Here is a 24,410-nt window from a genome sequence, read left to right on the forward strand (position 1 = left end):
ACTACATGAGCTGATCGGCCGGTTTATTCGGCTCAGCCGTGACGCCCAATTCGAGTTGATATCCGATTGCCTGTTCAACCTAGCGCCTGGGTCAGCAGCGCGAACTGATCCACCCCTTCGCGGGACCGCGGCGCCGCGCCCCTGGCCATCTGCTCGACTTCATCGACCTGGGGGACGCCGATTTCAATCAGCCAGGGATTGAGACCGCTGCGGGCCGTCACGTCGAATCTCAGGTAGCGCCCTTCGGCGTGGCGCAGCAGGGCGAGCACCAGGGCCTTGGCCTGGTCGGTGGATTCAGCGATCACCGGGCCGACCGACAGGCCGCGACCATAGGGGCGTAGCAGGGCGAAGCCGTGTAGCTGGCCTTCCAGCTCCAAGCCGACGATACGCTCGGCCTGGGGCACCAGTTCGCGGAGCAGGGCGCTGCGGTCCAGGCCGGTAGCCGCCTGGGCGAGGGCCTCCAGCTGCGGCGCCGCTGCCGGATTCAACGCGCGGACCTGGCCTTCCAGCGGATGGCGTTCCCCCATGGCCGGCAGACGCGCCACCTGGTGCTGATAGATGCGCTCATAGGATTCGAAGCCCTGGCTGCGGTAGAGAGGGGCACCGCGCACCGTTGCGACCAGCAGCGGCGTGCGGTTGCCGGCCAGTTGCAGCAGGCCGTCCATGAGCCGGCGGCCATGGCCCTGGCCCTGGTGGCTGTCGGCGACGATCACCAGGCCGATGGTGGCGTAGTCGCCCTGGGGCACGCAGAAGCCGGTGCCAAACACGCCCTGGTCGTCTTCCAGCACCAGGCCTTCGCCAGTGTGGAACAGGCACTGCCAGTCTTCCAGGCGATGGGGCCAGTGCAGCGCCTGGGACAGCTGGTGGGCGGTGGCGAGGTCGGTTTCGCGCAGGGGTCTCAAGGTGGCGTGGGACACGGCAGGGCTCCGGTTCGGGTCTGGCTGATTCAGGCGTCAGCCTAGCAAGCCGCGACGGCAGATTCGGTTGCCGGTGGGTGGATGCGCCACTGCGAGGCACCGAAGGCCCCTTCCAGTTCGGCAAAAGATGGCGGCCCGGCGGCCTAGCATTGGGGCCAAGCCCACAGCCCTAGCGGAGCGCGCCATGGCCTCGTTCGACCCCAGAGCAATAGCGGTTCGTTGTGCCCACTTCATCGGCGGTCGCACCTGCGATGCCCGCGCCGAACTGGAGGTGTTTCGGCCGTCCGATGGTGGCTTCCAGAGCGGCCTGCCGTGCGCCTCGTCGGATCTGGTGGACGAGGTGGTGGAGGGCACCTGGCGCGCCTGGAAGGCCAGCGACTGGGCCAGTCGGCCGCCGCGCGAACGCGCGCGGGTGATGCGCCGCTGGGCCGATCTGGTGGAGGCCGATGGCGAGATCCTCGGTCCGTTGGAGGCGGTGGGTTCGACCCGTCCGCTGCGCGAGGTGCTGGCCTGGGACATTCCCTATGTCGCCGAGGGCATTCGCTTCTTCGCCGAATTCGCCGACAAGCACGGCGGCGAGGTGGCGGCCACCGCCACCAGCCACCTGGGCCTGCAGATCACCGAGCCCTATGGCGTGGTGGGCGCCATCGCCCCCTGGAATTTCCCCCTGAGCATGGCCGGCTGGAAGATGGCGCCGGCGCTCGCCGCCGGCAATGCGGTGGTCATCAAGCCTTCGGAGCTGACGCCCTTTTCCATCCTGCGCCTGGCGGAACTGGCCGTGCTGGCGGGACTGCCGGCCGGCATCCTCAGCGTGGTCCAGGGCGATGGTCGGACCACCGGCGACGCCCTGTGTCGCCATCCGCGCATCGGCAAGGTCACCTTTACCGGCTCCACCGGGACCGGCACCGCCATCATGGTCGCCTGCGCCGAGAGCGGGCCCAAGCCGGTGACCCTGGAGCTGGGCGGCAAGAGTCCGCAACTGGTGTTCGCCGACGCTCCGGATCTGGCCCGTACCGCCCGCAGCGTGGCGGCCGCCATCACCGGCAACGCCGGCCAGGTGTGCGTCTCGGGTTCGCGACTGCTGGTCCAGCGCGCCGCTCTGGAGCCGATGCTGGAAGGCGTCCGCGCGGCCTTCGCCGCCTTGCGCCCGGGGCCGACCTGGGCGGCGGAGGCTACCCTGGCGCCGATCATTTCCCACCGCCAGGGGCAGCGCATCCAGGACATCGTCTCCCGCAGCCGGGCAGCCGGCGCGGAGATCCTGGTCGGTGGCGCCCTGGAGGAGGGCATGGGTGGTGCCTACTATCAGCCGACGCTGATTACCGGGGTCGACGCGGCCAACCCCGCGGTGCACGAAGAGATCTTTGGCCCGGTGTTGACCGTGCAGGTGTTCGACGACGAAGCCGAGGCCCTGGCCCTGGCCGACCACTCCACCTATGGCCTGGCCGCCGGGGTGCACACCGCCGACCTTGGCCGGGCGTTGCGGCTGACCCGGGCGCTGGAAGCCGGTACCGTCTGGGTCAATCGCTATGGCCGCAGCCACGACTGGATCATTCCCACCGGCGGCTACAAGAGGTCCGGCATCGGCAAGGACCTGGGCCGCGCCGCCTATGAGGCGACCCTGCGCAGCAAGAGCGTGCTGATCGACCTGGAACACTCCTGAGGCTTGGCTGAAAAGTCGCTGAGCGATGGTCAGGCAAGGCAAAAATCAGCGAGGAAGCGGATCGGACTCGCGCTCGAGTTTACTAAGGGTAAATGAGCATTCCGAGATGATTTTTAACGCAGCATGGCCGAGCGCAGGCACTTTTCAGCCAAAGCCTGAGGTCGCCGCAAACAATGCTGGGCCCTACCGCTAAAACGGTTTTTTCTGTCTCCCGCGGTGCCTGAAAGCGGACAACTGTCAGGCCCGCCGGTGCTGTAATGCTTGCCAGGGACGCCACCGGCGTCCCGGCCTCTCACTCATGACCCCTGTCAAAGGACCCTTGCCATGACCGCCTTTCGGCCCAAGTACATCACCTTCGACTGCTACGGCACCCTGACCCGTTTCCGCATGTCCGACATGGCCCGCGAGATGTTCGCCGACCGCATTCCCGCCGAGGCGATGGACCAGTTCTGCAAGGACTTCAACGGCTATCGCTTCGACGAGGTGCTCGGCGCCTGGAAGCCCTATTCGGAGGTGCTGTATTCGGCGGTGGAGCGCACCTGCAAGCGCTGGGGCATCTCCTTCACCGACGCCGAGGCCAACGCCTACTACGAGGCGGTGCCGAGCTGGGGACCGCATCCGGACGTGACCGCGGGCCTGGCCAAGATCGCCGACAAGATCCCGCTGGTGATCTATTCCAACGCCGCCGACGAGCAGATCATGTCCAACGTCGACAAGCTGGGCGTGCCCTTCCACCGGGTCTTCACCGCCGAGCAGGGCCAGGCCTACAAGCCGCGCCTGCAGGCCTTCGAATACATGCTGGACACCCTCGGCTGCGGTCCGGAAGACGTGCTGCATGTGTCGTCGAGCTTCCGCTACGACCTCATCCCGGCCGACTACATGAACATCAAGAACAAGGTGTTCGTGAATCGCGGCCATGAGCCGAGTACGCCGTTCTACACCAACACCGAGATCAAGGACATCGGCGGCCTAGCCGCGGTGGTCGGTCTCGAATAACCCCCCTGAGCTGCCGGAGCGCCCGCCCATGAGTCTTGGCCCAGCATCGTCCGATTCCTACTGGCTCGCGACCGCGCCGGGCTTTACCGGGGCTACCCTCGGGCCGGTGGCGGGCGAGGTGGATGTCGCCGTCATCGGCGGCGGCTTCACCGGGCTCTCCGCGGCCGTGGCGCTACGCCAGCGCGGTGCCAGCGTGGCGGTGCTGGAGGCTGGCCGGGTGATCGGCGAAGCCTCCGGACGCAACGGCGGCCACTGCAACACCGGGGTCGCCCAGGATTACGCGGCCCTGCACGCCAGCCTGGGCGCGGAAAAGGCCCGGGCGTTCTACCAGGCCTATGCCGATGCGGTCGCCAGCGTCGAGGCGGTGATCGCCGAGGAGGGCATCGCCTGCGACTTCCACAAGGCCGGCAAGCTCAAGCTGGCGGCCAAGCCGCAGCACTATGACAACCTCGCGCGCACCTGCGAACTGATCCGCCAGGAGGTGGACCCGCAGGTCGAACTGCTCGACGCCGCCCAGGTGTGCGCTGAGGTAGCGTCCGACGATTTCCATGGCGGTCTGCTGCAGCACAACGGCGCCCAGATGCACATGGGGCGCTTCGGCGTCGGGCTGGCGGAGGCGGCCGTGCGGCGGGGCGCCCAGGTATTCGAAGGCGCGGCGGTCAGCGATCTGCAGCGACTGCCCGATGGCAGTTTTCGCGTGATCAGCGCCAGGGGCGAGTTGCGCGCCCGCCAGGTGCTGGTGGCCACGGGCAACGCCAGCGTCGGCCCCTTCCAGTGGTTTCGCCGGCGCATCGCCTCGGTGGGCAGTTTCATCATCGCCACCGCGCCCCTGCCCAAGGCGCAGCTGGACGGATTGCTGCCCAATCGGCGCACCTATGTCACCAGCCGCATCATCGGCAACTATTTCCGCACCACCCCGGATCACCGGCTGATCTTCGGCGGACGGGCGCGTTTCGCCCTGTCCGATCCCCGCCAGGACGCCAAGAGCGGCGCCGTGCTGCGCGCCGCGCTGGGTCAACTCTTTCCCAGCCTGGTCCAGACGCCCATCGACTATTGCTGGGGCGGCCTGGTGGACATGACCGCCGATCGCCTGCCCCGCGCCGGCGAGCAGGACGGCCTGTTCTACGCCATGGGCTACAGCGGCCATGGCGTGCAGATGTCGGTGCACATGGGCCGGGTGATGGCCGAGGTGCTGGAAGGTCGCGGCCAGGCCAATCCCTGGCGGGTGCTGGACTGGCCGGCGATTCCCGGGCATTTCGGCAAGCCCTGGTTCCTGCCACTGGTAGGACTCTACTACCGCGTTCAGGATCGCCTGCACTAGCCCCGATCCCGCCACCGCCACCGCCACCGCCAGTCCAGGCCCTGCCACGCAGCGCCCGGCTTGGCGGTTTTTTCGTTTCCGCAGCCTGTCGCAGCGCTGACCGGCACCGCTGCGCAGAACCTGCTGTCGCTGCGGGCTTTTTGCGATCGTCCAGCCTCCCGTCGCGGTCCGCACCGCGCTCCGTCAAGCCAAGCGAAACGCCGCACCAGCGCGCCAAAGGCGGGCATGACGGGCCCCGACGCGCCGTCGCGACGCACACCGCAAACAATGCTGAGCGGCTCGGTCAAAACGGTCTTTTCTGTCTCGCCGCGGGGGCAATTCGACGGTAATCGACGAGGGGCGGGTGCTGTAATGAACCTGGCCGCACGACAAGGCGGCCAAGAGGACAGCTTCGTGCGCCCGGGGAGGGGTGCGCGGACTGGCGACCGAGTCCCCAACGAGCGAGCCGACATGACCGAGAAAAAGACTGGAAGTCCCCTGATAGGAGCTGCTGAAAGCGTTCGGGCCTTCGAGGCCCTGCATCGGGGGGTGTCGCGGCGCGATGCGCTGCGCCTGCTGGGCGCCGCCGGATTGCTGGCGACCGGGGTGGGCAGTCTGCTCGGTCGGGATGGCCAGGCCTTCGCCGCAGAAGATGCGGTCACTGGCACCCCGCGTCGCGGCGGTCGGGTGCGTGCCGCAGCGGCGGGTTCCTCCACCGCCGATACCCTCGATCCGGCCAAGGGCTCTTTCTCGGGCGACTATGCCCGCCAGTACTTCTTCTACAACGGCCTGACCGTCTTCGACAGCCATCTGGAACCCCAGATGGCCCTGGCCACCAGCGTGGAGACCCAGGATGCCCTGACCTGGACGATCAAGCTGCGCCAGGGCGTGCAATTCCACAATGGCAAGACCTTGGACAGCGCCGATGTCGTCTACTCGCTGCTGCGCCACAAGGACCCGGCGGTGGGTTCCAAGGTCAAGGCCCTGGCCGATCAGTTCGCCGAAGTCACCGCGGTGGCGCCCGACGAGGTGCGCATCCGCCTGGTGTCGCCGAACTCCGAGCTGCCCGCGGTGCTGGCCATCTCACCGTTCCTGATCATCGCCGACGGCACCAAGGATTTCTCCACCGCCAACGGTACCGGGCCCTTCAAGGTCAAGGAATTCAAGCCGGGCGTGCGCACCGTGGGCGTGCGCAACGAAAACTACTGGAAGTCCGGCAAGCCCTATCTGGACGAGATCGAGCTGATCGGCATCGGCGACGAGCCTTCGCGGGTCAATGCCCTGCTGGCCGGGGACGTCCAGCTCACCGTGTCGGTGGATCCCCGTTCGGCGGATCGGCTCAAGCAGGGCGGCAAGCTCAAGATCGTCGCCAACAATTCCGGTAGCTACACCGATCTCATCATGAGAATCCCCAATCGTCCCTTCAACGATCCCAACGTGGTGGAGGGCATGAAGCTGCTGTTCGACCGCGAGCAGATTCTCAAGTCGGTATTCCTTGGCTACGGCGTCATCGGCAACGACCAGCCGATCATGCCCGGGACACCCTATTATGCCGCGGACCTGCCCCAGCGGCCCTATGATCCGGACAAGGCCAAGTTCCTGTTCCAGAAGGCTGGCATCGCCGGGGCGAAGCTGCCCCTGGTGACCTCAACCGCCGCCGACAACGCCAACGAGATGGCCCTGGTGCTGCAGCAGTCGGCGCGCCAGGCGGGGCTCAACCTGATGGTCAACCGGGTCAGTGCCGATGGCTACTGGAACAGCCACTGGATGAAGGACCCGCTGGGTTTCGGCAACATCAACGCCCGGCCCACGGCCAATATCCTGCTGTCGCAATTCTTCAAGTCCGATGCGCCCTTCAACGAGTCGGGCTGGAAGAACGAGCAGTTCGACCAGTTGCTGGTGACCTCCCGTGGCGAGACGGACATCGCCAAGCGCAAGCAGATGTACGCCGACATGCAGCTGCTGATCCACCAGCATTGCGGCATCGGCCTGCCGATCTTCACCAGCTCCATCGATGCCCATTCGCCCAAGCTCGGTGGCTACGGGATCATCCCCATCGGTGGCTTCATGGGCTACATGTTCGCCGAGCACGTCTGGCTGGAGGCCTGACGCCCGGTGCCTGCCGGCGAGTCTGTCCGCAGGGGCCCGGCTCGCCGCTCCACGCTCAAGCAGGAGGTGGCTTTGGACCTTTCCGTTTTCACGCTCATCGCCAGACGCCTCGGGGGCGGGTTGCTGACCCTGCTCATCGTCTCGTTGCTGGTGTTCTTCGTCTCCGCGCTGTTGCCGGGCGATGCCGCCCAGCAGGCGCTGGGCCAGTTCGCGCTGCCCGAGCAGGTCGCGGCCCTGCGTGCCCAGATGGGTCTCGACCAGCCCGCGTTGCTGCGCTACGTCCACTGGCTGAGCGGTCTCCTGCACGGCGATCTCGGCCAGTCGCTGGCGAGCCAGATGCCCATCACCAGCATGATCGGCGATCGGCTCGGCAGCTCGCTGATGCTGGCCGGGGTCACCGCCCTGGTGTCGGTGCCCCTGGCGCTGGGCCTGGGCATCGTCTCGGCGATGAATGCCGGCGGCCGCCTGGACCGGGCCCTCAACGTCTTTACCCTGGGCATCGTCGCGGTACCGGAATTCCTGGTGGCGACCCTGGCGGTGCTGGTCTTCGCCGTGCACCTGCAGTGGACCTCGGCGCTGACCTTCGCCCATGACATCGGCGGCCCCCTGGATTTCCTGCGCGCCTATGCGCTGCCGGTGGGCACCCTGTGCTGCGTGATCGTGGCGCAGATGGCGCGGATGACCCGCGCAGCCCTGGTGGAGCAGTTGCAGAGTTCCTATGTGGAGATGGCGCGGCTCAAGGGCGTCGGTCCGGTCCGCGCCGTGCTGCGCCATGCCTTGCCCAATGCCGTGGGCCCCATCGCCAACTCCATTGCCCTGAGTCTTTCCTACCTGATGGGCGGGGTGGTGATCGTCGAGACCATCTTCAACTACCCGGGCATCGCCCAGCTGATGGTGGACGGCGTCGCCAGTCGCGACCTGCCGCTGATCCAGGCCTGCGCCATGCTGTTCTGCTGCGCCTATCTGGTCCTCATGACCCTGGCGGATCTCTGCGCCATCCTGTCCAATCCGAGGCTGAGAACGCTATGACCCGACCCGTGACTCCCGTACGTGCCGCGTCCGTCCTGCCGGTGGATGGCAAGACCCTCGACGCCCAGTTGTCACCCCCCCGTACCCGGCGGCGGGCCCGCTGGTCGCTGACCGGCATTTGCGGCGGCGTGCTGGTGGCCTTCTGGCTGTTCATCGCCATGTTCGGCGCCTGGCTGACCCCCTATGACCCGGGCGCCCTGGGCGATAGCGCGGTGCTGGCCGGTTACAGTCAGGCGCACCTGCTGGGCACCGACTACCTGGGGCGCGATGTCCTCAGCCGCATCCTCGACGGGGCCCGTTTCACCGTCGGCCTGGCGCTGGTCGCCGCCGTGCTCTCCTGCGTGCTGGGCACCGGACTCGGTCTGCTGGCGGCGCTGTCCGGCCGCTGGGTGGACGAGCCGCTGTCACGGCTGATCGATGCGCTGATCTCGCTGCCGAGCAAGATGTTGGCACTGGTCATGGTCTCGGCCTTCGGCTCCTCGGTGCCGCTGCTGATCGTCATGGCGGTGGTGGGCTATGCCCCCGGCTGCTATCGCATCGCCCGCAGCCTGGCCATGAACCTTACCGAGCTGGAGTACGTCCAGGTCGCCCGCACCCGTGGCGAGGGGCGGTTCTACATCGCCCTGCGGGAGATGCTGCCCAACATGCGCCTGCCGCTGCTCACCGATCTGGGGCTGAGATTCGTCTATATCGTGCTGCTGCTCAGCGGCATGAGCTTTCTCGGTCTCGGCGTGCAACCGCCGAATGCCGACCTGGGCTCCCTGGTCCGGGAAAACATCGGCGGTCTGGCCGACGGCGCCCCGGCGGTGCTGATGCCGGCGCTGGCCATCGGCACCCTGACCGTGGGTGTCAACCTGCTCATCGACCGGTTCGGCGCGCGACGCCGGGGAGGGCGCTGAGATGGAATTGCTGGTAGAGGTCAAGGACCTGCGGGTGGTCGCCCAGGGCGACGACGGCAGTGAAACCACCATCGTCAAGGACGTCGGCTTCAGCCTGGCCAAGGGCGAGGTGCTGGCGCTGATCGGCGAGTCGGGCTCGGGCAAGACCACCATCGCCCTGTCGTTGCTCGGCTATGCCCGGGCGGGCTGTCGGTTGGCCGGTGGCTCGATCCGCGTCGGCGACACCCAGGTGCTGGAGCTGGACGCCGCTGGCCTGCGGCGCCTGCGCGGTCGCACCGTCGCCTACATTGCCCAGAGCGCGGCGGCGGCCTTCAATCCGGCGCGGCGGCTCATGGAGCAGATCATCGAGAGCGCGCTGATCCATGGCGTGTTGAACCGCCGGGAAGCCGAGGCGCGGGCGCTGCAACTCTTCAAGGAGCTGGCGCTGCCGGACCCCGAGCACATCGGCCAGCGCTATCCGCACCAGGTCTCGGGCGGTCAGTTGCAGCGGTTGATGGCCGCCATGGCGCTGATCACCGATCCGACCCTGGTGATCCTCGATGAACCCACCACGGCCTTGGACGTCACCACCCAGATCGAGGTGCTGCGGGTGTTCAAGCAGGTGGTGCGCGAGCGTGGCGTGACCGCCATCTACGTCTCCCACGACCTGGCGGTGGTGGCCCAGATGGCTGATCGCATCCTGGTGCTCAATGGTGGCGAAGTCTATGAGAATCGCCGCACCGAGCGGCTGCTGGCCAGTGCCCGGCATCCCTATACCCGCAGCCTGCTGGCCGCGGCCCGGCCGGAACCCCTGGCGGAGCGAGGCCTGCCCACCGTGGAGACCACGGCGCCGATCCTGGAGGTCAGGGATCTGGTGGCGGGCTATGGTTCCCTCGGCGCCGATGGCCTGCCGCACTACCGGGTGCTGGAAGGCATCGACCTGCGCATCGCCAAGGGCCAGGCCCTGGGTGTGATCGGCGAGTCCGGGTCGGGCAAGTCGACCCTGGCGCGGGTGATCGCCGGCCTGCTGCCGCCGGCCCAGGGTAGCGTGCGCCTGGGCGGCGAACTGTTGCCGCCAGGCCTGGAAGGCCGCACCCGTGAGCAGTTCCGCCGGGTGCAACTGGTTTATCAGAACGCCGACACGGCGCTCAATCCGTCCCACAGCGTGGAGCGCATCCTCATGCGGCCGCTGGAGACCTATCACGCCTTCGACAAGGCGACCCGCCAGCGCAAGGTCCGCGAATTGCTCGACCGCGTGCAGCTGCCGGCCAGCCTCGCCAGTCGGCGTCCGGGCGAACTGTCCGGTGGTCAGAAGCAGCGGGTCAACCTGGCCCGGGCACTGGCGGCCGAACCCGAGCTGATCCTCTGCGACGAGGTCACCTCGGCGCTGGATACCGTGGTCGGCGCCGCCATCCTCGACCTGCTCGCCGAACTGCGCCGCGAACTGGGGCTGGCCTATCTGTTCATCAGCCATGACATCTCCACGGTGCGCAGCCTGTGCGACGAGGTGCTGGTGCTCTATGCCGGACAGCCGGTGGAAGTGGGCACGCCGGCCACCTTGCAGCATCCGCCGCTGCATCCCTACACCGACCTGCTCACCGCCTCGGTGCCCGAGCTGCGTCAGGGCTGGCTGGAAGAACAGCCGATCCGTGCGCCGCTGCCCTGGGTCCCGTCGGCAGCCGCCAGTGGCCGACTCTGCAGCTTCCTGCAGCGCTGCCCGGTACGCATCGAGGGGCGCTGCGACCGGGTGCCGCCGCAGCCTCGGATGCTGGCCGGTGGCAATCGCATCCTCTGCCATCACGACGGTGACGCCCTGCAACGACTGCAGGGCGGTACCGTGCTGCACACCCAAGGAGTTCGCGCATGACTACCCGCTTCCAGCGTCTCGGCGAAACCGGCCGACCGCAAGTCAGCCTCAGTGTCGATGGCCTGCCGGTCACCGCCCTGGCCGGCGACACCCTGATGGTCGCCTTGCTCACCAACGGCCCGGCGCTGCGCCGCTCCGAATTCGGCGACGAACGTCGCGCCGGCTTCTGCCTGATGGGCGCCTGCCAGGATTGCTGGGTCTGGACGGCCGAGGGCGAACGCCTGCGCGCCTGCGGCACCGAGGTACGCGAAGGCCTGCAGATCCTGACCACGCAACCGGAGGCCGTATGGAATCTGGCCTAGTTCAACAGGGCGCGAACCCGCCGCGGGTGGTCATCGTCGGCGCGGGTCCGGCTGGCGTGCGCTGTGCGGAAACCCTGCTTTCCGCGGGTATCGCCCCGGTGGTGATCGACGAGAATCGCCGCGATGGCGGCCAGATCTATCGACGTCAGCCCGAGGGTTTCCAGCGGCCCTACGCCACCCTCTATGGCAGCGAGGCAGGCAAGGCCGAGGCCTTGCACCGCACCTTCGACAGCCTGCGTGGGCGCCTCGACTACCGCCCGGATACCCTGGCCTGGCACCTGCACGAGCGCACTCTCTATACGGCGCAGGGCAATCGCCAGCGCACCCTGGATTTCGACGCCCTGGTGCTCTGTACCGGTGCCGGCGATCGGCTGCTGCCGGTGCCGGGCTGGAATCTGGCCGGCACCTATACCCTGGGTGGCGCCCAGATCGCCCTCAAGGCCCAGGCGGTGTCCATCGGCCGCCGGGTTATCTTCATGGGCAGCGGGCCCTTGCTCTATCTCGTTGCCGCCCAGTACCAGCAGGCCGGCGCCACGGTGGCGGCGGTACTCGACACCGCGCCGCTGCGCCTGCGTGCACTGGCGACGCCCAAGCTGCTGGCCCGCCCGGGTGTGGCCTGGAAGGGCGTACAGCTCATGGCCGCGCTCAGGCGCGCCGGTGTGCCGCTGCATTTCGGCGTCACGCCACTGGAGATTCTCGGCGATGCCGAGCAGGGGGTTGCCGGCGTGGCCTTCGCCGATGCCCGTGGCTTGCGCCAGGAGGTAGCAGGTGACGCCGTGGGCCTGGGGTATCACCTGCGTCCGGAAACCCAGCTGGGCGACCTGGCCCGCTGCGCCTTCGAATTCGAGCAGGCGACCGGCCAGTGGGTGCTACAACTGGACGGCGACGGCCGCACCTCCACGCCCGGCGTCTATGCCGCCGGGGATGGGGCGCGGGTACGGGGCGCCGACGGCGCCGAGTTGGCCGGGCGACTGGCCGCCTGCGCGGTCCTGACCGATCTCGGCCGCACGGCGCCCGGCGGCCTCGCCGAGCGCTGCCGCGAGGCGCTGGCGGTGCAGGAGCGCTTTCGCCTGGGCCTGGCCGAGGCCTTTCCCTGGCCGGCCAGGCAGATGGCCAGTCTGCCGGACACCGCGGTGGTCTGCCGTTGCGAAGGCATCACCGCCGGTGAACTGCGCGCCGTGGTGCGTGAAAAGGGCGCCCGTGAAGCCAACCGCGCCAAGGCCTTCAGCCGGGTCGGCATGGGCCGGTGCCAGGGTCGCTATTGCGCCCAGGCCGGGGCCGAGATCATCGCCGCCGAATCGGGGGTGCCGGTGGAAACCGTCGGCCGCCTGCGTGGCCAGGCGCCGATCCGGCCATTGCCGCTGGGCATCGTGACCAGCGAAGAGGAGGTTTCATCATGAGTCAACAGGCCGCCAACCGGGCCGATGTCATCATCGTCGGCGCCGGCATCATGGGCAGCGCCAGCGCGTTTTTCCTGCGTCGCCGGGGCTTGTCGGTGCTCCTGCTGGAACGTGACCAGGTCGGGCGCTTCGCCAGTGGCACCAATTTCGGCAATGTCCGCCGTCAGGGCCGCTACCTGAGTCAGGTCGCGCTGGCCACGCGGTCGCGGGGGATCTGGGGTCGCTTGCCGGAGCTTATCGGTGACGATCTGGAATTCATTCCAGGCGGTCATCTGCGGGTGGTCTACGATCCGGCGCGCATCGCCATGCTGCACGAGTATGCACGGGCGCCGGAGACCGCCGCCCTGGAACTTCAGGTACTTGAAGGCGCGGCGCTGCACGAGAAGTTTCCCTATCTGGGCCCCGAGGTGGTGGCCGGCTCCTATGCGCCCCACGATGGCCACGCCAATCCGCGCCTGGCCGCCCCGGCATTCGCCCGCGCCGCGGTGCGCGAAGGCGTCGATCTCCAGGAAGGGGTCGAGATCACCCAGGTCACCAAGCCGGGCGGTGACTTCCTGGTGCAGGCCGCCGATGGCCGGCGCTATCAGGCGCCACGGCTGCTGATCACCGCCGGTGCCTGGGGCAGCCGGTTGTCGAGCCAGTTCGGCGAGCCGGTGCCCATCGAGACCCACGGCCCGCAGATGGGGGTCACCGAGCCCTTGCCCTATGTCTTCCGCGAGACCGTGGGCGTGTCTTCGCCGCTGGTGAGCGAGACCATCTATTTCCGCCAGATCCCCCGGGGCAACGTCATCTTTGGCGGCTGCTTCCGCACCCGACCGGACCTGGATACCCGCCTGGCCCGGGCCGAGCCCCATGGCATGCTCAACCAACTGGCCCAGCTGCGCCGCCTGGCGCCGGCGCTGGGGCGGATCAACGTGATCCGTACCTGGAGCGGGGTCGAGGGCTATATCGTCGATGACCTGCCGATCATGGGTCCCAGCAGTCAGGTGGACGGCCTCTACTACGCCTTCGGCTTCTGTGGCGCCGGCTTCCAGCTCGGCCCGGGCGTGGGCGATACCATGGCCGAGCTGATCGCCACCGGGCGTACCGAGACGCCCCTGGCGGCCTTCGACATCGGCCGCTTCGCGCAACCGCGCAGCGAGAGCCTCGCCGGATGAACAGCCAGGACCTGCTGCGCACCCTGATCGGCTTTCCCACCGTTTCCGCCGACTCCAACCTGGCGCTGATCCAGCATGTGCAGGGCCTGCTGGAAGGCGCCGGTATCGCCTGCCGCCTGGTGCTCGACGAGAGCGGGTGCAAGGCCAATCTCTTCGCCAGCGTCGGCCCAGGCGACGTGCCCGGCGTGCTGCTCTCCGGGCATACGGACGTGGTACCCGTGGCCGGCCAGGCCTGGACGCTGCCGCCATTCGCGGGGACCTTCAAGGAGGGCCGGATCCATGGCCGCGGCGCCTGCGACATGAAGGGCTTTGTCGCCTGTGCGGTGGTGGCGCTGCTGGACGCCGCTCGTGGTGAACCGCTGAAACGACCCTTGCAGCTGGCGCTCTCCCACGACGAGGAGATCGGCTGCGTCGGTGTACGGCGACTGCTGGATGTGCTGGAAATGGCACCCGTGCGACCTTTCCTCTGCATCGTCGGCGAACCCACGAACATGCAGGTCGCCCTCGGCCACAAGGGCAAGGCCGCGTTGCGCGCCCACTGCCATGGCCAGGAAGGTCATTCCTCCCTGGCGCCGCGGCACGTCAACGCCATCCACCTGGCCAGCGACCTGGTCGGCGCCCTGCGCGCCAGCCAGCGGCGGCTGGCGGAAGAGGGCGCGCACGACGCGGCCTACGATATTCCCTATACCACCCTGCATGTCGGGCGGATCGACGGCGGCAAGGCGCTGAACATCGTGCCCAACCTCTGCACCCTGGACTTCGAGATTCGCCATCTGCCGGCGGACGATCCCGCCAGCCTGGTCGCCGCGCTGCAGGAAACGGCGGACAGCCTGGTCAGGGAGGCACAACAGACCTCAGCCAAGGCCGCCATCGAAATCGAGACGGTCAACGCCTATCCCGGACTGGATACCCATCCCAGCGTCGAGGCCGTGCGCTTCCTGCAGACCCTGGTCGAGCCGGGGACGGCGCAGCTCAAGGTGGCCTTCGGCACCGAGGGCGGCCTCTTCGCCAATCGGCTGGACACCCCGGTGGTGGTCTGCGGGCCCGGCAGCATCGAACAGGCGCACAAGCCCGATGAATACGTCGAGATCAGCCAGCTGGAAGCCTGCGATGCCTTGCTCGGACGGTTGCGAGTGGCCTTGGGCTAAGGCCACCCGGAGCCTCGGCTAATACCCCCGCTGCCGATCCACCAAACCCTGCATCGGCTCACCGCGCTGGTGGCGGCGGATGTTCTCCAGCAAGACCGTGAAGGCCGTTTCCGGCACCGTCATGGCGCCCACGTGGGGTGTCAGCCAGATACGCGGGTGCTGCCAGAAGGGATGGTCGGCCGTGGGCGGTTCTGGTTCCACCACATCCAGTATCGCCTGGCTCAGCTGACCGCTGTCCAGGGCCGCCAGCAGATCGGCCTCCACCAGCTGGGCGCCACGTCCCAGGTTGATCAGGCTGGCGCCACGAGGCAGGGCGGCGAACAGTTCGGCATCGAGAATTCCACGCGTCTCCCGGGTCAGCGGCAGCAAACAGATGAGAATCTCGCAGTCGGCGAGAAAGGCGGGCAGCTGATCGGGGCCGGCATGACAGCGTACCCCTGGCAGCTCATGGGGCGATCGTGACCAGCCCGACAGCGCGAAGCCAAAGCTCGTCAGGCGCTCCAGCACCGCCTGGCCGATCTGGCCAAGGCCGAGCACCCCGACGCGTCTGTTCTCCGCCGTCACCAGGGCATGTTCCTGCCAGCGCCCCGCACCTTGCTGGTCGAGGTAGCGCGGCAGCTGGCGATGCAGGGCCAGGACCATGAGCGTCGCGTACTCCACCATGCCGGCGACGATGCCGGGATCGAGCATGCGCACCACCGGCAGGTCGGCAGGCAGCAGGCTCAGGTCGAACTGATCGACCCCGGCCGAGGTGGCGAACAACACCTCCAGGTTGGGAAAGCGGCTGGCGAGGTCTTCTGGTGGTTGCCAGCAGGCCAGGTAGCGGACCTCGTCGGCGTTGCCCACCTCTGGCCACTGGCGAAATTCGATATCGGGCGCGCGTTCCTGGAACAGGCGGCGCCAGGCCTGGCCGCGTTCAGGATCGGCCTTGTAGAGCAGCGTCATGGAAAGGTCTCCGGCAAAGCTCAAGGATGGCGCAAGGGGGCGGTAGTTTGTCCTGAAATCCCAGGCGTCGCCGTCATGATCGGTGGTGCGGCGGAAACTGCGCCGCATCTGGGAAAAACGGCAGCTTCTGTGCTGCGTCGCGACGGAAACGCCATATCCCGGCCGTCGTGGCGGTCGATACTGACCCTGTCCGCGGCATGCCCGCCGCGCCTCTGGTCGTGAGGATTCGCCATGCCCCTGTTGCACTACTGCCAACCGCCCAATGACCGCCAGTTGCCGCGCGCGCTGCAACCCCTGCACGATGATCCCCTGGCCGCTGGCCGGGAACTGCACCTGCACGACGGCCGCCTGGGCTATGTCATGGGCAGCGCCACCAGCCACTCCGCCGATTGCCAGCTGGATGACTTTCCCTGGGTGGAGGTGAGCATTCTCGAAGCGGGCGAGTTGCAGCTAGAGTGGGCCGGTGGCGCCCTGCAGCTCAAGGCCGGCGATGCTTTCATCCTGCCGCGTGGCCTGAGTTGCCGCTGGCGCCACAGTGGCGAGCTACGCCGCCTGTTCATGGCCTTTCCCGGCCGCGCCAGCGAAGGCCCGATGCCGTCGGCGCCATTACTGCTGGATCCGGCCGCCGTGCGTGAGCCTTCGCCGCCACCGGCCGCCAGCGTGCTGCTCAGCCCGGCGCCCACTGCCACGGGCTGCGACCTGTTCGAAAGCGGCGGCGGCGCCCTGCGGGTAGGGATGTGGGAATGCACCGGCTACGTGCGCAAGGCAGTGACCAATCCCCATTGCGAACTGATGCTGCTTTATGCCGGCTCGGTGACCCTGGCCGTCGAGGGTGAAGCGCCCTGCAGCATCAGGGCGGGCGAGGCGGTGCTGGTACCCGCGGAGACCCCCATGGCCTGGGACAGCCGGGAGCGGGTGCGCAAGCTCTATTGCATATTGCGCTGAGAAGAGGACGCTCCGGCAGCGGGATGCTGGTGGAGCGTCGCGGCGAGGGTGGTCAGCCGGCCTTGATCAGGCTGCGCAGCGGCAGGGCGTTCTTGACCACCGGCGACTTGATGACGATGTAGCTGAAGTACTTCTCGATGCCGACGTTGCGGTCGAGGATGGATTCCATCAGCTCCTGGTAGTGGCCGATGCTGCTGCACATGAACCGCAGCAGGTAGTCGTACCCGCCGCTGATGAGGTGACATTCGAGGATCTCGTCGACCCCGCGGATGAAGGATTCGAACTTCACGAAGTCGGCGCGCTTGTGGTCGGAAAGGGTGACCTCGGTGAAGACCGTCACCGAGTTGGCGATCTTGGCGAGGTTGACGTGGGCTTCGTAGCCGCTGATGTAGCCGGCCGCCTCCAGGCGCTTGACGCGCTGCAGGCAGGGGCTGGGCGAGAGGCCCACGGCTTCGGCGAGACTGACATTGGTCATCCGGCCATCCTTCTGCAGTTGCACCAGGATGTTGATGTCGATGCGGTCCAGTTTTGTTGCGGCGTCCATCGTCGTTCCTCGCAGTCGTGAACGTCAGGCTAGGCACGCAGGGCGGTCTGATGCGCATGCACCAGGTCGGCGAGACTCGCGTACTCGCACCGCGTGCCATCCAGGGCCTGCCGTGAAAGGTTCCAGGGCCGCGAGCGATCACGGCGCAAGGTACACAGCGGAAAATCCACCAGGGGGTTCCAGGGGTCGTCCGGTTCGCTGCCCCTTACCGGCAGCAGATCCCCGCGCGCCAGGCCAAGCTCTTCCAGGGTGTTGTCCAGCGCCAGGCGCAGATCGCCGCCGCGGTTGGGGATCACGGCGGCGAACACCTCGGGCAAGCGTGCCGTGACCGCCGCGGCCTCGCCGTCATCGGGCGAGGCCAGCAACACCAATCGATAGAACTTGCTCAGGTACTGCAGCGCGCCCGGCGCATCCTCGAACACCGGCCAGCACGTCGTGGCGTTTCCAAAGGCCACGCTGGCATCCAGATCGTCTTCCTGCTGCAACTCTTGCGCCAGACGCTGGTGGATACGCAGGTGCAGGCTGGTCTGGCTGGCGTTGGGCGTGGCCTGGCGCAGCTCGCGGGCCAGGCGGTGATAGCTGCCGAGCAGCCAGTCGGGATGGGTGCTGAGGCCCGCCTGCGCCACAAGGGGGCGCAGGGCTTCGAGGATGCCCCCTTCGCGGTCGACGAGGGTGCCGTAGCAGGAAAAGCCTATGGCCTGGTAACGCGTGATTCTCATGGTCGGTTTCCCCTTGGCGCCGCTCTGCCGATATCAGGCGGCGTTACGTTCGACCTCAGGCACCGGCCTGGGCGAGGGCTTGGCCGAACATGTGCAAGGCTTCGGCCAGTTGTGCCTCGGTGGTCACCAGCGGTGCCAGGAAGCGGATGACGTTGCGTTCGACACCGCACTTGATCACCAGCAGGCCCGCCTGGCGGGCGCCGTCGATGACCTGCTGGGCGAGGGCGGCGTCCGGGCTTTGGCCATCGGCGCCGACCATTTCCACCGCCAGCATGAAGCCGCGGCCGCGCACCTCGCCGATGCGTGGATGCCGCCGCTGCAGCTCGAGCAGACCGTTGCGCAGCTGCTCGCCGAGGGCGACGCCACGGGCCACCAGATCCTCTTCCGCGAACACGTCCAGCACCGCCAGGGCCGCGGCGCAGGCCAGGGCGTTGCCGCCGTAGGTACCGCCGAGGCCGCCGGGCAGGGGCGCATCCATGATGGCGGCGCGACCGACCACCCCGGAGAGCGGCAGGCCACCGGCCAGGCTCTTGGCCACCGTCACCAGGTCGGGCTGGACGCCGGTCTGCTGGAAGGCGAAGAGGCTGCCGGTCCGGCCGAAACCGGTCTGGATCTCGTCGGCGATCAGCACGATGCCGTGCTGGTCGCAGAGGGCGCGTAGCGCCTGGAGGAATTCCACCGGCGCCGGGCGGAAGCCGCCGTCGCCCTGCACCGGTTCGATCAGGAGGGCAGCCACCTGGTCGGGCGCGATCTGGGTGGCGAAGACTTCGCGCAAGCCGGCCAGGGCCTGCTGGCTATCCACCCCGCGGAAGGCATCGGGGTAGGGCGCGTGGTAGATGTCGCCGGGGAAGGGGCCGAAGTTCTGCTTGTAGGGCTGGGCGAAGCCGGTGAGGGTCACGCCGAGCAGGGTGCGGCCATGGAAGCCGCCGCGAAAGGCGATCACCCCGGGGCGCCGGGTGTGGGCGCGGGCGATCTTGATGGCGTTCTCCACGGCTTCGGCGCCGGAGGTCAGCAGCAGCGTCTTGTAGGCTTCGCCGTCGCCGATGAGGGTATTGAGCCGGCTGGCCAGCTCCAGGTAGGGCTCGTAGGCCATCACCTGGAAGCTGGCATGGGAGATCTCTCCGACCTGGCGGCGTACGGCCTCCACCACCCGTGGATGGTTGTGACCGACGTTGAGCACGCCGATGCCGCCGACGAAATCGAGGTAGCGACGCCCGTCCACGTCCCAGACTTCGCTGCCCTGGGCGCGGGCCACCACGACGGGATGGGCGGTGATGATGCCGCGGGGCACGCCTTGTTCGCGAAGACCCAGCAGGCGGTCGGTGGCTTTGGCAGCGGAATTCATGCAGCGATACTCCAGGCAGGGGCGAGAGTTCCAGCCTACGCAGGCCGCAGGGTCGGTAACGCTGAAGTTGCCAGCCCCGGCATCGTGATCGGCTGTTTTGCTTGGGGGCGGCGGCATTTTCGGTTGCCTGCCGCCAATGGCTTTCAGTCGAGGCCGCCGAGGTGCCAGGCCTTGACCTCCAGGTACTCGTCCAGCCCCAGGTGCGAGCCCTCGCGGCCCAGGCCGGATTGCTTCACGCCGCCAAAGGGCGCGACCTCCATCGACAGAGTGCCGGTGTTGAGCGCCACCATGCCGAATTCCAGCTGTTCGCCGACGCGCCAGGCGCGGCGCAGGTCCTGGGTGTAGTAGTAGGCGCCCAGGCCGTAGGGCGTGGCATTGGCCAGCGCCAGGGCCTCGGCTTCGTCGCGGAAGCGGAACAGCGGTGCCACCGGGCCAAAGGTCTCCTCGCGGGCCAGCAGCATGTCCGCCGTGGCGCCGGTCAGCACCGTGGGGGCGACGAACTTGTCGCGGCCGCCGGGCGGTCCGCCGAACAGTGCCTTGGCGCCCTGGGTCAGGGCGTCGTCGACATGGCGCGCCACCTTGTCCACCGCCTGGCGATTGATCAGCGGACCCAAGGTCACGCCGGCCTCCAGGCCGTTGCCCACCTTGAATTTGGCCACCTCGGCGGCCAGCCGCTCGGCAAAGCGGTCGTGGATGCCGTCCTGCACCAGGATGCGGTTGGCGCAGACGCAGGTCTGGCCGGCGTTGCGGAATTTGCTCTGCAGCACCCCGGCGATGGCCAGGTCCAGATCGGCGTCGTCGAAGACGATGAAGGGCGCATTGCCGCCCAGTTCCATGCTGGTGCGCTTCACCGTGGCCGCGCACTGGGCCAGCAGCAGCTGACCGATGCGCGTGGAGCCGGTAAAGGACAGCTTGCGCACCGCGGGGTTGCCGGTCAGTTCGCCGCCGATGCCGGCGGGCATCCCGGTGAGCACGTTGAATACGCCGGGCGGAAAGCCGGCGCGCTCGGCCAGTTCGGCCAGCGCCAGGGCCGACAGCGGGGTGAGGTCCGAGGGCTTGATCACCACCGGGCAACCGGCGGCCAGCGCCGGCGCGGCCTTGCGGGTGATCATGGCGTTGGGGAAATTCCAGGGGGTGATGGCGGCGGCGACCCCCACCGGTTGCCGCAGCACCAGCACCCGGCGATCCCGGGCGGGGGCGGGCAGGATGTCGCCAAAGCTGCGCCGGGCTTCCTCGGCGAACCATTTGACGAAGCTGGCGCCATAGGCGATCTCGCCGCGCGCCTCGGCCAGGGGCTTGCCCTGTTCCAGAGTCATCAGCAGGGCCAGGTCTTCCTGATGCTCCAGCATCAATGCGTACCAGCGCTCCAGCAGGACCGCGCGCTCGGCTGCCGGACGCTCGCGCCAGGCCGGCCAGGCCGCTTCCGCGGCGGCGATGGCGCGGGCGGTTTCCGCCGCCTCCAGCGCCGCCACCTGGGCGATGACGGCGCCGGTGGCAGGATTTTCCACGGCGAAGGTAGCGCCGTTGTCGGCGGCTATCCAGTGACCGTCGACATAGGCGGATTCCTTGAACAGGCGTGGGTCTCGCAGATCGGGGTGCAGTGGCATGGTGGCGCTCCCAGTGGCAGGTCAGCCCCTGAGTCTAAGGAGCGGCCACGGTGGCGAATGCCGAAATGCAGGGTGCCTGAGCGCTGCCCGCGGTGTTCCTCACCGCCTCGCCGCAGTTTCTGCGGCGGCCCTCGGACGTTGCCTTTATTGCGCGTCGGTGTCCGCCTCCAGCCCCTTCACCGCCCGGTCGAGAAAGCGCGCCAGCGCCTGGAGCCGGGCGCTGCGCTGCTTGCGCGCGGGGACCAGCAGGGTGATGGGCGCACGGTCGAAACGCCAGTCCGGCAGCAACCGGACCAGCGCGCCGCGGGCGATGGCGTCGGCCACGTCCCATTCGGAGCGCAGCACGATGCCCTGACCCTGTTCCGCCCAGCGTCGGGCCACGCTGCCGTCGTTGGTCAGCAGCGCGGGCTCGATGCGCAGTGTCCGGCGCTCCTCAGCGTGGCGGAGTTGCCAGAGCGTCACGTCTTCGTCGTTCTCGCGGATGCAGATGCAGCGGTGCCGCAGCAGGTCCTGCGGCTCCCCGGGCACGCCGTGCTCGGCCAGGTAGGCGGGACTGGCGCACAGCCAGCGCTCGTTGTGCGCCAGGGGCTTGGCGATCCAGGAGCTGTCCTCGATGGCGCCGATATGGATGACCGCGTCGCTGTCGTGTCGATCGGGCCAGGGCGTCTCGCGCAGGTCCAGTTGCAGGCGCACGCCTGGATGCAGGCTGGCGAAGCGGGCCAGCAGCGGAGCGATGCGCTGGCGACCATAGCCGAAGGGTGCCGCCAGGCGCAGGGTACCCACCAATGGCTGGTCGTGGCGGGCGAACGCCTCGGGCAGGGCGTCCAGGCGTTCGAGCAGCTCGACGCATTCCTGGGCCAGGCGTTCGCCATCGGGGGTGAGGCTCAGCCGCCGAGCATCGCGATTGGCCAGGGCCACGCCGAGCCGCGTCTCCAGCCTGCGCAGCCGAGTGGAGAGGGCGGGCGGCGAGACGTTCAGGGCGCGCGCCGCCGCGCTCAAGGAATCGGAACGGGCCAGCAGCACCATCAGGCGCAGGTCTTCGATGGCGATCATTAATCTGAGCTGAAGGAATGAGTCAATTGAATTGAAGCACAGGTTCAGGCTGGCTGGGTACAGTCGAGCCAACGCCCATTGGTCGAGTCCCTGCCATGACCCCGTCCCTGCTCACCCTCGACACCCCCGCCGCGCTCATCGACGAGACGCGGATGACCCGCAACATCCAGCTCATGCAAGCACGCATGGACGCCCTCGGCGTACGCCTGCGGCCCCACGTGAAGACCAGCAAGAGCGAGGCGGTGATGCGCCGGCAACTGGACGCGGGCGCCGAGGGCGTGACCGTTTCCACGCTGCAGGAGGCCGAGGCCTGCTTCGCCCTGGGCATCACCGACGTGCTCTATGCCGTGGCCATCGCCCCGGCGCGGCTGGAGCAGGTGCGGGCGCTGCGGCGGCGGGGCTGCCGGCTCGGCATCCTCACCGACAGCCTGGCGGGGGCGCGCGCCATCGTCGAAGCCGGACAGCGCCATGCCGAAGCCTTCGACGTCTGGCTGGAGATCGACTGCGACGGTCATCGCGCCGGCCTGCAGCCGGACGATCCCAAACTGCTGCAGATCGCCGAGGTGCTGCGGGCCGGCGGCATGACTCTCGTGGGTGTGCTCACCCACGCCGGCTCCAGCTACGAGTTGCACGAGGCCGCGGCCTTACAGGCGCTGGCCGAGCAGGAGCGCGCCCTCTGCGTGGCGGCCGCCGAGCAGCTGCGGGCCCAGGGCTTCGCCTGTCCGCAGGTGAGTATCGGCTCGACACCCACGGCGCTGTCGGCCCGGGACCTGACCGGCGTCACCGAGGTGCGTGCCGGGGTCTATGTCTTCCAGGACCTGGTGATGCTCAACGTCGGCATCTGCCGCGCCGACGACCTGGCGCTGAGTGTCCTCACCACGGTGATCGGCCACCAGCCGGAAAAGGGCTGGGTGCTGGTGGACGCCGGCTGGATGGCGCTGAGTCGCGACCGCGGCACCCAGCGGCAGCACCGCGATTTCGGTTACGGCCAGGTCTGTGACCTGGACGGGACCTGGCTCGAAGGCGCGCTCCTGTCCGGCGCCAATCAGGAGCACGGCATGATCAGCTTCGCGGGAGGGGCGCCCGCCGATCTGGAGCAGCGCTTCCCCGTGGGCAGTCGCCTGCGGGTCCTGCCCAATCATGCCTGCGCCACCGGTGGCCAGTTCGATCATTATCACGCCGTGGACGCCACCGGCGCCCTCACTGCCTGGAGTCGCCTGCATGGCCGTTGATCCCGAATTCATCCAGACCGCCACCGCCGCGCCACCTGGTGGGCATTACAGCCAGGCGGTGGCCTACCAGGGGCTGCTGTATGTCTCCGGGCAACTGCCGGTGCGGCCCGATGGCAGTCACAGCATGGCGGCGAGCTTCGCCGATCAGGCGTGCATCGCCCTGGACAACCTCTGCGCCATCCTGACCGCCGCCGGGCGTGGGCCGCAGGATCTGCTCAAGGTGACCGTCTATGTGGTGGGTGTCGAGCATTGGCCCACCTTCGACCGCCTCTATGCCGGGTACCTGGGCGACCATCGCCCGGCGCGGGCGGTGGTGCCCGTGCCGCACCTGCACCATGGTTATCTCGTCGAGATCGAGGCGCTGGCCCGCGCCTGCTGATCCCGGACATCCCACCAGGAGCGCTCATGAACGCCTCGACCTACAGCTATCGCCCCGCCACCGCCCGGGACCTGCCGGCCGCCCATGCGCTGTCGCAACGGCTGCGCTGGCCGCATCGGGAAGCCGATTGGGCCCTGGTCCAGCGCACCGCCGACGGGTTCGTCGCCGAACACGAGGGGCAACTGGTGGGCATCGCCTTCGCCTGCCACCAGGGCGACTTTTCGTCCATCGGCCTGGTGATCGTCAGCGATGAGCAGCAGGGCAAGGGGATCGGCCGGCGCTTGATGCAGCTGTGCCTGGACGCCACGGCGCCGCGCACGCCCATCCTCAATGCCACCGAGGCGGGCGCCCCGCTGTACGCCAGCCTGGGTTTCGCGACCTTCGACCATATCCAGCAGCACCAGGGCTGCCTGGCCAGTGCGCCCGCCGCGCCGGTGCTCGCCGAGTCGCGCTGCCGCCGCCTGGCGCCGGCCGACTATCCGCAGGCGATCGCCCTGGCCAACGCCGCCAGCGGTCTGCAGCGTACTCGGCTGCTGGATGAGCTGCTGCCCGAGGCGTTGCAGGTGCTGGGGCTGGAGCGGGCGGGTGAATTGCAGGGTCTGGCCCTGCTCAGACACTTCGGCCGGGGCCTGGTGATAGGCCCTGTGGTAGCGCCGGATGCCGAGGCGGCCAAGGCCCTGATCGCCCCGCTGCTGGAGGCGACGCAGGGTGAATTCGTGCGCATCGACATCCTCGCCGATTGCGGCCTGGCCGACTGGTTGGTAGCCGCCGGCCTGGCCTGCGTGGATCGCGCCCCGCGCATGGCCAGAGGCACGCCGCCACGATCGTCGGGGAGTGTCCGATCCTTCGCCCTGGTGACCCAGGCGCTGGGCTAAGTC

General features: G+C 68.5%; 22 protein-coding genes. 15 read left to right on the forward strand and 7 right to left on the reverse strand.

Annotation, left to right across the window (positions count from 1 at the left end; all coding sequences use genetic code 11):
• Window positions 1-74 precede the first annotated feature (74 nt).
• Window positions 75-917, reverse strand: coding sequence for a GNAT family N-acetyltransferase (locus OMP44_RS08290; protein WP_187979215.1), 843 nt, complete (start codon window positions 915-917; stop codon window positions 75-77).
• 184 nt (window positions 918-1,101) lie between these two features.
• Between OMP44_RS08290 and OMP44_RS08295 the strand changes: the two genes are divergently transcribed.
• The 11 genes from OMP44_RS08295 to argE all read left to right on the forward strand — a co-directional run bounded on the left by OMP44_RS08295 (window position 1,102) and on the right by argE (window position 14,763).
• Entirely contained in the window at window positions 1,102-2,577 is a 1,476-nt protein-coding gene (locus OMP44_RS08295; RefSeq protein WP_280307320.1) for an aldehyde dehydrogenase family protein, read from the forward strand.
• Between the two features lie 324 nt (window positions 2,578-2,901).
• Window positions 2,902-3,573 carry a haloacid dehalogenase type II gene (locus OMP44_RS08300; protein WP_187979217.1) on the forward strand — a complete coding sequence of 224 codons (672 nt, stop codon included), beginning with the start codon at window positions 2,902-2,904 and terminating at the stop codon, window positions 3,571-3,573.
• A 28-nt stretch (window positions 3,574-3,601) separates the two neighbouring features.
• Window positions 3,602-4,894: an NAD(P)/FAD-dependent oxidoreductase gene (locus OMP44_RS08305; protein WP_187979218.1), complete on the forward strand. Its 1,293-nt coding sequence runs from the start codon at window positions 3,602-3,604 to the stop codon at window positions 4,892-4,894.
• A gap of 450 nt (window positions 4,895-5,344) precedes the next feature.
• Window positions 5,345-6,982: an ABC transporter substrate-binding protein gene (locus tag OMP44_RS08310; protein ID WP_133861772.1), complete on the forward strand. Its 1,638-nt coding sequence runs from the start codon at window positions 5,345-5,347 to the stop codon at window positions 6,980-6,982.
• 72 nt (window positions 6,983-7,054) lie between these two features.
• A complete protein-coding gene (locus tag OMP44_RS08315; RefSeq protein WP_187979219.1) occupies window positions 7,055-8,011 on the forward strand; it encodes an ABC transporter permease in 957 nt (318 codons plus the stop codon).
• On the forward strand, window positions 8,008-8,910 hold the full coding sequence (locus OMP44_RS08320; protein ID WP_187979220.1) for an ABC transporter permease: 903 nt from the start codon (window positions 8,008-8,010) through the stop codon (window positions 8,908-8,910). The genes OMP44_RS08315 and OMP44_RS08320 overlap by 4 nt, the downstream gene beginning before the upstream one ends.
• Window position 8,911: 1 nt before the next feature.
• Complete coding sequence (locus tag OMP44_RS08325) at window positions 8,912-10,756, forward strand: nickel ABC transporter ATP-binding protein NikE (protein WP_133861769.1); 1,845 nt, start codon at window positions 8,912-8,914, stop codon at window positions 10,754-10,756.
• Window positions 10,753-11,058, forward strand: coding sequence for a (2Fe-2S)-binding protein (locus OMP44_RS08330; RefSeq protein ID WP_133861768.1), 306 nt, complete (start codon window positions 10,753-10,755; stop codon window positions 11,056-11,058). Before OMP44_RS08325 ends, OMP44_RS08330 begins: the two co-directional genes overlap by 4 nt.
• Complete coding sequence (locus OMP44_RS08335) at window positions 11,043-12,458, forward strand: FAD/NAD(P)-dependent oxidoreductase (RefSeq protein ID WP_280307323.1); 1,416 nt, start codon at window positions 11,043-11,045, stop codon at window positions 12,456-12,458. The genes OMP44_RS08330 and OMP44_RS08335 overlap by 16 nt, the downstream gene beginning before the upstream one ends.
• On the forward strand, window positions 12,455-13,615 hold the full coding sequence (locus OMP44_RS08340; protein WP_133861766.1) for an NAD(P)/FAD-dependent oxidoreductase: 1,161 nt from the start codon (window positions 12,455-12,457) through the stop codon (window positions 13,613-13,615). Before OMP44_RS08335 ends, OMP44_RS08340 begins: the two co-directional genes overlap by 4 nt.
• Window positions 13,612-14,763, forward strand: coding sequence for an acetylornithine deacetylase (gene argE / locus OMP44_RS08345; protein WP_280307325.1), 1,152 nt, complete (start codon window positions 13,612-13,614; stop codon window positions 14,761-14,763). Before OMP44_RS08340 ends, argE begins: the two co-directional genes overlap by 4 nt.
• 18 nt (window positions 14,764-14,781) lie before the next feature.
• On the opposite strand, the gene OMP44_RS08350 is transcribed toward argE, so the two are convergent.
• A complete protein-coding gene (locus OMP44_RS08350) occupies window positions 14,782-15,708 on the reverse strand; it encodes a 2-hydroxyacid dehydrogenase (protein ID WP_280307326.1) in 927 nt (308 codons plus the stop codon).
• A gap of 231 nt (window positions 15,709-15,939) precedes the next feature.
• Between OMP44_RS08350 and OMP44_RS08355 the strand changes: the two genes are divergently transcribed.
• Entirely contained in the window at window positions 15,940-16,653 is a 714-nt protein-coding gene (locus OMP44_RS08355; protein WP_280307328.1) for a cupin domain-containing protein, read from the forward strand.
• Window positions 16,654-16,705: 52 nt separating this feature from the next.
• Here OMP44_RS08355 and OMP44_RS08360 read toward each other — a convergent pair whose 3' ends face one another.
• The 5 genes from OMP44_RS08360 to OMP44_RS08380 all read right to left on the reverse strand — a co-directional run bounded on the left by OMP44_RS08360 (window position 16,706) and on the right by OMP44_RS08380 (window position 21,921).
• Complete coding sequence (locus tag OMP44_RS08360; protein WP_007161776.1) at window positions 16,706-17,197, reverse strand: Lrp/AsnC family transcriptional regulator; 492 nt, start codon at window positions 17,195-17,197, stop codon at window positions 16,706-16,708.
• A 29-nt stretch (window positions 17,198-17,226) separates the two neighbouring features.
• A complete protein-coding gene (locus OMP44_RS08365; protein ID WP_187979226.1) occupies window positions 17,227-17,916 on the reverse strand; it encodes an HAD family hydrolase in 690 nt (229 codons plus the stop codon).
• A 55-nt stretch (window positions 17,917-17,971) separates the two neighbouring features.
• Window positions 17,972-19,261, reverse strand: coding sequence for a 4-aminobutyrate--2-oxoglutarate transaminase (gene gabT / locus OMP44_RS08370; RefSeq protein WP_187979227.1), 1,290 nt, complete (start codon window positions 19,259-19,261; stop codon window positions 17,972-17,974).
• A 143-nt stretch (window positions 19,262-19,404) separates the two neighbouring features.
• Entirely contained in the window at window positions 19,405-20,868 is a 1,464-nt protein-coding gene (locus tag OMP44_RS08375) for an NAD-dependent succinate-semialdehyde dehydrogenase (protein ID WP_280307332.1), read from the reverse strand.
• 144 nt (window positions 20,869-21,012) lie between these two features.
• Complete coding sequence (locus OMP44_RS08380; protein WP_280307333.1) at window positions 21,013-21,921, reverse strand: LysR family transcriptional regulator; 909 nt, start codon at window positions 21,919-21,921, stop codon at window positions 21,013-21,015.
• A 95-nt stretch (window positions 21,922-22,016) separates the two neighbouring features.
• On the opposite strand from OMP44_RS08380, the gene OMP44_RS08385 reads away from it, so the two are divergent.
• From OMP44_RS08385 to OMP44_RS08395, 3 genes are read left to right on the forward strand one after another with little or no spacing between them, the layout of a single operon-like run.
• Window positions 22,017-23,153 carry an alanine racemase gene (locus OMP44_RS08385; protein ID WP_280307334.1) on the forward strand — a complete coding sequence of 379 codons (1,137 nt, stop codon included), beginning with the start codon at window positions 22,017-22,019 and terminating at the stop codon, window positions 23,151-23,153.
• Window positions 23,143-23,532, forward strand: coding sequence for a RidA family protein (locus OMP44_RS08390; protein WP_187979230.1), 390 nt, complete (start codon window positions 23,143-23,145; stop codon window positions 23,530-23,532). Before OMP44_RS08385 ends, OMP44_RS08390 begins: the two co-directional genes overlap by 11 nt.
• A gap of 26 nt (window positions 23,533-23,558) precedes the next feature.
• Window positions 23,559-24,407: a GNAT family N-acetyltransferase gene (locus OMP44_RS08395; RefSeq protein WP_280307335.1), complete on the forward strand. Its 849-nt coding sequence runs from the start codon at window positions 23,559-23,561 to the stop codon at window positions 24,405-24,407.
• The last annotated feature ends 3 nt before the right edge of the window (window positions 24,408-24,410 follow it).

It is taken from the genome of Pseudomonas flavocrustae (assembly GCF_029872515.1).
Lineage (GTDB): Bacteria > Pseudomonadota > Gammaproteobacteria > Pseudomonadales > Pseudomonadaceae > Chryseomonas > Chryseomonas aestiva.